Genomic DNA, 7412 nt, shown 5'->3' on the forward strand with positions numbered 1-7412 from the left:
CACTCCTGATGGATGGTTGACGGTCGATGGTTGATGGTCGTGGACTGTCAGTGCGTGAACCTAAGCGCAAGGCGGTCGCCGGCCCATTGGATGAGCTGGACGAGGAGCACAAGCAGCACGACGATTGCGATGAGCACGCCGGTCTCATACCGGTTATACCCGTATTGGATGGCCAGGTCGCCGATGCCGCCGGCGCCGATGGTGCCCACCATCGCCGAATAGCCCAGCAATGAGATCACCGTGAGCACAATGCCCCGAATGAAACTCGGCAACGCCTGCGGGAACACCGCACCGGCGATGATCTGGCGCAGTGGCGCTCCCGTCGAGACCGCCGCTTCGAGCAACCCCGGATCGACGTCGGCGAACGCGCTTTCGGCGATGCGCGCGAAGAAGGGGATCGCCGCGATTGATAGCGCGATGGCGCCACCGGCCGGCGTATACGGATCGCCGATGCACAGTTGGATGAGTGGGATCAGCACAACAAGCAGGATCAGAAAAGGCAGCGAACGGATGGCATTCACCACGAACCCGACCACCGTGTTGACGAGCCGGTTCGGTGTGAACAGCCGCGCCTGTGTCAGATACAGCACGACCGCGAGCGCCGTGCCGAACACCACGCCGACTACCGTGGCTATGCCGACCATCGTGCAGGTGTCCCAGAGCGCCTTGCCCAGATGTTCGCGCAGAATCTCCACTGTGTCACTCATACCAGCACCTCCTGCTGTACGGTCTTTTTCGTCTGTGCTGCCGTGCGCGGGCCGCCGCCGTACGGCGAGTCGAGCGCTTCCTCGACGGCAGCATCGGTCAGTTCTTTGAAGCCGAACACGGTTCCGCGCAGTTCGTCGAGCGCGTCCTCGACATCCTGTGCCCCGCGCTGCCCTTCGCGAATCGCCGAGACAAGCACCACGAGAGTGCCGATCGGCTGTGTGCCGAAGTATTCGACGTTGCCGTGCAGCACATTGATGGCCACACCATGCCGGCTGGAGACCGCGCTGATGAGCGGATCGAACGCATGGTCGCCCTTGTACCGAAGCTCGACGAGACGCCCGGCGGGCAGCTCCGGCACCAGGCGTTCCGGCACCGCCACGCCGAGGAACCGTTCCACGAGCGCCTGCGTCGTCTCATGCCGGGGGTCGGCGAAGACATCGAACGTCTTCCCCTGCTCGATGATCACGCCGTTTTCCATCACGGCCACACGGTCGAAGATGCGCTGCGCGACCTCGAGTTGGTGGGTGATGAAGACGATGGTGACGCCGAGTTCCGTATTGATGCGCTCGAGCAAGGCGAGGATGCCTTCGGTCGTCTCCAGATCGAGCGCGCTCGTCGCCTCATCGCACAGCAGTATGCGCGGATTGTTCGCCAGTGCGCGGGCGATCGACACGCGCTGCTTCTGTCCGCCCGAAAGGCTCGATGGCCAGCTGTCCGTCTTCCCTGAGAGCCCGACGAGCTCGAGCAGTTCCTGCGTGCGTTCGCGGCGGCGCGCTTTGGGGACGCCTCCTGCGCGCAATGCGAACTCGATGTTCCTGCCCACGGTCGCATTGCCGATGAGGTTGAATCCTTGGAAGACGAAGCCGATGGATTTGCGCAGGCTGCGCAACGGACTTCCCTTCAACTGCGTGACGTCGTGCCCGTCAATCAGCACACGGCCCGAAGTGGGGCGTTCCAGCAGGTTGATGGTGCGCACGAGTGTGCTTTTCCCGGCGCCGGAAAAGCCGACGATGCCGAAGATCTCGCCCTGTTCGACTTCGAGACTGGCGTGTTTGACCGCCTCGATGGTGCGCCCGGCCTCATGGAATGTGACCGAGACGTCGTCAAGTGTGATGATGGCGGCCATGGCTCACTCCTTCCACGCGGTCGGCTTGCCGAAGTCCTTGAATTCACTGGCGGCGATCGCGTCCTTGAATTCGTCGCTGACGAGCAGCTGCTGCACTTTCTGTGCGAAGTCGGAATCCTTGTTGGCGCCGCTCACGGCGAAGACGTTGATCACGCCGTCGCCTTGCTGTTCAAGGGCGAGGGCGTCCTGGGCCTTGAGACCGGCCGCCCATGCGTAGTTGCCGGGAACAAGCACCACGTCCACGGTGCCGAGGGAACGCGCGAGCTGTGCCGCGTCCAGCGGTTTGATCGTGAGGTTCTTCGGATTGGACGCGATGTCGCCGGTCGAGGCCTTGGTGGCGTCCACATCGCCATCGAGCGTGATGAGGCCTTGTTGTTCAAGCACACCAAGGCTGCGCGCCATGTTGGAGGCGTCGTTGGCGATGCCGACGCTGGCGCCGTCCGCGATCTCGTCGATGGAATCGTACTTGTTGGAATACACGCCCAAGCCGAGTGTGGGCACCTGGCCGAGGGACACGAGATCAAGGTTGTTGTCTGCGCTGAACTTCGTCAGGTAGTTGCCGTGCTGCATGAGGTTCGCGTCGATGCTCCCCGAGGCGAGGGCCTTGTCCGGCTGCACGTAATCGTTGAATTCCTTTGTGGTGAGTTCGTAGCCATCGTCTTTGAGCAGTGGCGCGATGACCTCCTCGACCATGTCCCCATACGGTCCGGGGCATACCCCCACTTCGATCGTCGTGGTGCCGCCGTCCTGCGGCTTGTCGATCTGGCCGGAGGCGGCGGCAGCGTTCCCGCCGCATGCGGCTGTGGAGAACAGCACGCATGCCGCAAGCGCTGCTGCGATGGTCGAAACTGGGGTGCGGCGTGTGATGATTGCCATGGTGGTTGTCCTCTCGTAAGGTTCAGATGGTTTCCGGGTGGTGGATCGCATAGGCGTGTTCCGCCAGATGCACTTCGTCCGTAAGGAACGCATGGAGCGGGCAGGGGCTGCCGTGCTCGCGTCCAAGCTGGGCGAGATAGCCGTTGATGGAGTCGACTTCAGTCGGGCGGCATCGTGTGAGGTCCTGGTACATCGACGGATAGTGCTTCGGGTGTGCCACGGCGGCGGTGCGCATGATCGTGTCCACTTCGCTTTCCCGCGTGCCGAGCAGCGTGATGCCCGCGGCCTCGGCTGCGCTGTACGCCTCATCGACCAACAGCTCGGTGAGCGTGGCGGCACTGGGATGCGCCGCGAATTCCCCGAAGCGGATCCGGTACATGGTGCACAGCGTGTTGAGCACGGAATTGAACACGATCTTCGCCACACACATGCCTTCGAAATCCTCAACGACCGTGGGGTTCAGGGTCGCCGCACGGAAGTCCTCGACGATGGCGCGCTCCACCGGATCGCTTTCGGGCGTATGGCCGTCGTATGCGCACAGGTTCATCGCCTTGGCATGGGCATCGCCCGTGAAGTTGAAATCGCCCGGGCCATACACGTACGCGCCGATGAGCGCTGTTCCCCCGTAGATGCGGTCCGCGGGGAAATACCCGTTGAGCCGCTCGAAATGCCCATGGCCGTTCATTGCGGAGAACACGGCCTGGTGGCTGCGGAACAACGGCGCGCACCGTTCGAGCAACCCCGCCAGCTGATGTTGTTTGACGAACACGATCCACACATCGGGGTCGCCGGTGTATTCCTCCGGGTAGTAGATGTCGATGGGCACCAGATGGCGATCATGGCCGTCCTGCGAGACATACGCGCCGTGGTTGGCGCGGATCGCCTCGATGTTCTCGCTCCAGCCATCGATGAAGTCCACATCGCATCCAGCCATCTCCTGCAGGAGCACGCCGAACTGTATGCCCATGCCGCCTGCGCCGATTACCGTATACTTCATTCGTCTCCCCTCCGCTGCATTCCAAGGTGAGGGCAGCCCACACGGGTGGCCGCGACAACTCATAATGTACGGGACGTGCGGCGGCGGCATCGCGGCGTGGCTATACGAAGAATTGATACAGTGCGGAAGACCCGAAGCGGCGCAAGCCCTGGCGACATCACAACAAAACGGGCGTGTACAGTGGTTTTTCCACTGCACACGCCCGCCGATAACCGTGCGTTATATCGCGTGATGCGCGAAGGCTATACCAATGCCTACCGCACCGCGTTGAGCGTTATGCCACGGAGCGCTCCAGATCCATCGTGTGGTGCATGCCCTTGGTCCACACGAGGTAATAGACGATGCCGAGCACCGTCCAGATCACGCCGACGACCCATACCTCAACACCCAGTGACACAAAGATGACGAAGGTCACGATGGCGCCGATGAGCGGGCACAGGATCGACCGCCAGAACGTGCGGCCCTTGTACTGGCGGCGCTTGATGCCCAGACCCCAGATCACCACCACGTTGAGCAGGAAATATGTGGAGAGCGCGCCGAAGTTGCTCAGCTTGGCCGCGGTGTTCTGCCCCACGAAGATGAACACGAAGATCAGCACAAGGTTCACGGCGGCCGTGAACAATGTGGCGCCGGTGGGCACATTCGTCTTCTTGTTCAGGGTGCCGAGGAACTTGGGCAGGCCGCCGTCCTGCGCCATCGTGTACATGAGGCTCGAAATCGCGGTCATGCCGGAAAGCGAAGTGAACAGGCCGAGGGCGAGCGCATTCGCCACGGCGCACAGCACGCCGAGCCACTTGCCGGCGAGTCCGGCCACCGTGTAGAAGCCGCTGTTCTGGTTGGCGATCATGATGTTGTCGGAAGGATCCATGCACATCGTCAGGAAGCTCATCGACATGTACAGGAAGCCGAGGATCAGCACGATGATGATCATCGCTTTGCCCGGGCCCTTCTTCGGCTGCACGCATTCGTCGTCAAGCGTCACGATCGAGCCGAAGCCCACATACGACAGCGCGCACAGCGAGACGGCGCTCATCATCGCGCCCATGTCGAACTTGGATGGATTGAAGAAGGCGGTGCCGGAGAAGTGCGCGGTCTCGGGGTGGCGCACCACGTAGATGACACCGAAGACGAAGAACAGCGCGAGCACAATGAGCTCGGCGGTCAGGGCGAGCTTGTCCACGAGCACAGTGGCGCCCATGCCGCGCATGGCGATGCCGGTGATGAGCGCAAGGAACACCACACACCACACCCATACCGGCACTCCCGGCAGGTATTGGTGCAACGCGTTGGCGGCCATGAGCAGCATGATCGCCGGTGTGATGAGGTATTGCAGGATCATGAGCCAGCCGACGACAAAGCCCACGCCAGTGCTCATCTCATGCGAGGCGTAGATGTAGATGCTGCCGCTCGAGGGGAACAGTGGCACCATCATGCCGAACGAAAGCGCGGTGAACAGCATGGCCACCATGGCGATCAGATACGCGATGGCCGGCATGCCGTGCGAGACGGCGGCCACCGAGGCGATGATCGAGAACGGGGCGATTGGCACCATGAAGATCATGCCAAAGACGATGAGGTCCTTTGTGGTAAGTGTGCGCTTGGGATGGGTCTTGCCTTGTGCTGCCGTCTGCACGGCGGCCCCCTTCCCTGTACTGATTGATCCGGCGGTGTTCGCAGCCATGATGCTCCTCGATCCTTCATCCATGTAGGCCTTGCTTCTTGCAATATAGCTCGCCGCATACAGGCCGCGGCGCAAAACACGGCACATTTTCCTGTAAGCGTCTGCATTCGCCACCGCACGCATGCTGCTAGATCCCACGCACTGCCGGCTGTTGCCGTTGTTGCGCTGTACGCTCACAGATGCATGGCATGCGGCATGTTGACCACACCTCGAGAGACGATGGTGGGCATGTTTGTGCGTCACGCCACGTTAGATGATCTCGATGCCCTGGCGAGTGTGGAAGCCGCATGCTTCCCTCCGAAAGAGGCCGCTGACATCGAAAGCCTCGCCAACCGCATCGAGCGCTTCCCCCAGCATTTCTGGCTGTTGGTCAATCCCGACTCCTCGGCCGGCGACACGTGCTTCCCCGCACAGCTCGAAGACGGCATGCTCGTCAGCTTCATCAATGGCATGACGACCGACGAGCGCGACCTGCACGACGACATGTACAGCTGCGCGGACATGCACGACGAGCGCGGCGCATGGCAGATGCTGTTCGGCGTGGAGACCGCCCCGGTGTACCAGCACCGCGGATGCGCGGCCTATCTGATGCGCCGTGTGATTCTCGACACCGCGATCGCACACCGCTCGGGCATCGTGTTGACGTGCAAGGAGCGTCTTGTGGGGTTCTACGAGTCGTTCGGCTTCGTTGACGAGGGCGTGAGCCCTTCGAACCACGGCAATGCGCTGTGGCACCAGATGCGTCTCATGCTCAACGACGACGCGGATGAGGTGACGTCGGACAGCATCCGCCGCGCGATGGCCGAGACCACGAGCTATCTTGACCACAACGGCACGAGTACTGGGCAATTCCGTGTGCTTGTGCAGTAATGCAAAACAATGAGAATTCTTTGCGAAGAAGCACCTTATTATTGTGTGTTCGCCGCATGGCATGCGTTAGACTCGTGCTTTGAAGAGATGTCGATAGAGTTTACCCGATATGCCACAGTCACGCTCCATGGTGGAGCCTTGGCAATGCGGTTATGGAAAAGGAGCAGTTATGCCTCTGGTCACTCGGCCTGCCGAACGACTCCCCAAGGATTACATCGCCTTGGATCTCGAAACCACTGGTCTGAGCGCGCAACGTGATCGCATCACGGAAATCGGTGCAGTGAAGATTCGTGACGGCCGTATCGCCGACCGGTATGCGCAGCTCGTCAATCCCGGTGTGCTCATCTCCCCGCGCATCACCCAGATCACCGGCATCACGAATGCCATGGTCGAGCAGCAGCCGGCCATTGAGGATGTGCTCGAGGATTTCATCGATTTTCTTGGTGACGATATGATCATCGGGCACAATGTGCGCTTCGACATGGGCTTCCTCGCCGAAGCCGAGCACCGCACATTGCAGTTCGTCAGCAATTTCCGGCGCCCCACGCTCGACACGATGACGATCGACAAGCGCCTCTTCCCCACCGAACGCCATCGTCTGGTGGATCTGATCCGCCGGTATGGCATCGCGGACACCGAAGAGCACCGCGCGCTTTCCGACGCCACACAGACGTATCAGTGCCTCGAATGGCAGCGCCGCTATATTTCGTGTGATGTGGCGCTTCTGCCCACCTCGCAGTGCTGAACAACCTGACATATACGCAAAGAGGGCGCTGCCTGTAGCGATATCTACAGGTGGCGCCCTTCGGTTCTCTAAGTGGTTCTCTGACGAAGGTCATGCAAAACGCCTGTGAGCATGGCTATTCTCTGTATATCCTCGACGGAAGTCATCCATTGAGGGTGGTCCCGTGACGATCCTCTGTACCGTCCTGGCGAAGGTCGTGCGTGGCGTCTTTGAGCATGACGGTCTTCTGTACCGTTCTGGCGGAAGTCGTGCGTGATGCCGTCTGGCGTGACGAACGTGTGTTGGTGGGGTGCTGGTGTTGGTGGATGCGTGGTTGTATAGGTTGGGTATGCGAAGGACCCCGGTTGGTTGTTCGCCTTCCGGGGTCCTCAAGTGTGGTGCGGCGGTGTGCTACTCTCCCACACCCTGT

At 61.2% G+C, this 7412-nt stretch carries 7 protein-coding genes; 2 read left to right on the forward strand and 5 right to left on the reverse strand.

From position 1 onward, the window contains the following. Window positions 1-47 precede the first annotated feature (47 nt). The 5 genes from PG2093B_RS06830 to PG2093B_RS06850 all read right to left on the reverse strand — a co-directional run bounded on the left by PG2093B_RS06830 (window position 48) and on the right by PG2093B_RS06850 (window position 5388). The gene (locus PG2093B_RS06830) at window positions 48-707 is read right to left on the reverse strand and encodes a methionine ABC transporter permease (RefSeq protein ID WP_129897849.1); all 660 of its coding nucleotides are present in this window, start codon (window positions 705-707) and stop codon (window positions 48-50) included. Continuing rightward, window positions 704-1834 (reverse strand): methionine ABC transporter ATP-binding protein, encoded by a 1131-nt coding sequence (locus PG2093B_RS06835; RefSeq protein WP_129897850.1) that lies wholly within the window; start codon window positions 1832-1834, stop codon window positions 704-706. Before PG2093B_RS06835 ends, PG2093B_RS06830 begins: the two co-directional genes overlap by 4 nt. Before the next feature lie 3 nt (window positions 1835-1837). Next, window positions 1838-2710 (reverse strand): MetQ/NlpA family ABC transporter substrate-binding protein, encoded by an 873-nt coding sequence (locus PG2093B_RS06840; protein ID WP_129897851.1) that lies wholly within the window; start codon window positions 2708-2710, stop codon window positions 1838-1840. Window positions 2711-2732: 22 nt separating this feature from the next. Next, window positions 2733-3707 carry a ketopantoate reductase family protein gene (locus PG2093B_RS06845; protein ID WP_129897852.1) on the reverse strand — a complete coding sequence of 325 codons (975 nt, stop codon included), beginning with the start codon at window positions 3705-3707 and terminating at the stop codon, window positions 2733-2735. A 274-nt stretch (window positions 3708-3981) separates the two neighbouring features. Next, window positions 3982-5388, reverse strand: a complete 1407-nt coding sequence (locus tag PG2093B_RS06850; RefSeq protein WP_129897853.1) for an APC family permease — start codon at window positions 5386-5388, stop codon at window positions 3982-3984. Between the two features lie 228 nt (window positions 5389-5616). Between PG2093B_RS06850 and PG2093B_RS06855 the strand changes: the two genes are divergently transcribed. Together PG2093B_RS06855 and PG2093B_RS06860 are read left to right on the forward strand one after the other, a co-directional pair. Beyond that, window positions 5617-6258 (forward strand): GNAT family N-acetyltransferase, encoded by a 642-nt coding sequence (locus tag PG2093B_RS06855; RefSeq protein ID WP_129897864.1) that lies wholly within the window; start codon window positions 5617-5619, stop codon window positions 6256-6258. Between the two features lie 169 nt (window positions 6259-6427). After that, window positions 6428-7003 (forward strand): 3'-5' exonuclease, encoded by a 576-nt coding sequence (locus tag PG2093B_RS06860; protein WP_129897854.1) that lies wholly within the window; start codon window positions 6428-6430, stop codon window positions 7001-7003. Window positions 7004-7412: the final 409 nt, after the last annotated feature.

It is taken from the genome of Bifidobacterium pseudolongum subsp. globosum (genome assembly GCF_004155535.1).
Lineage (GTDB): Bacteria > Actinomycetota > Actinomycetes > Actinomycetales > Bifidobacteriaceae > Bifidobacterium > Bifidobacterium pseudolongum_C.

What these genes read in the sequence shown, in the direction of transcription:
- PG2093B_RS06840 (WP_129897851.1), bottom strand. Translation starts at nt 2,710, where the DNA reads ATGGCAATCATCACACGCCGCACCCCAGTTTCGACCATCGCAGCAGCG.
- PG2093B_RS06830 (WP_129897849.1), bottom strand. Translation starts at nt 707, where the DNA reads ATGAGTGACACAGTGGAGATTCTGCGCGAACATCTGGGCAAGGCGCTC.
- PG2093B_RS06860 (WP_129897854.1), top strand. Translation starts at nt 6,428, where the DNA reads ATGCCTCTGGTCACTCGGCCTGCCGAACGACTCCCCAAGGATTACATC.
- PG2093B_RS06855 (WP_129897864.1), top strand. Translation starts at nt 5,617, where the DNA reads ATGTTTGTGCGTCACGCCACGTTAGATGATCTCGATGCCCTGGCGAGT.
- PG2093B_RS06845 (WP_129897852.1), bottom strand. Translation starts at nt 3,707, where the DNA reads ATGAAGTATACGGTAATCGGCGCAGGCGGCATGGGCATACAGTTCGGC.
- PG2093B_RS06850 (WP_129897853.1), bottom strand. Translation starts at nt 5,388, where the DNA reads ATGGCTGCGAACACCGCCGGATCAATCAGTACAGGGAAGGGGGCCGCC.
- PG2093B_RS06835 (WP_129897850.1), bottom strand. Translation starts at nt 1,834, where the DNA reads ATGGCCGCCATCATCACACTTGACGACGTCTCGGTCACATTCCATGAG.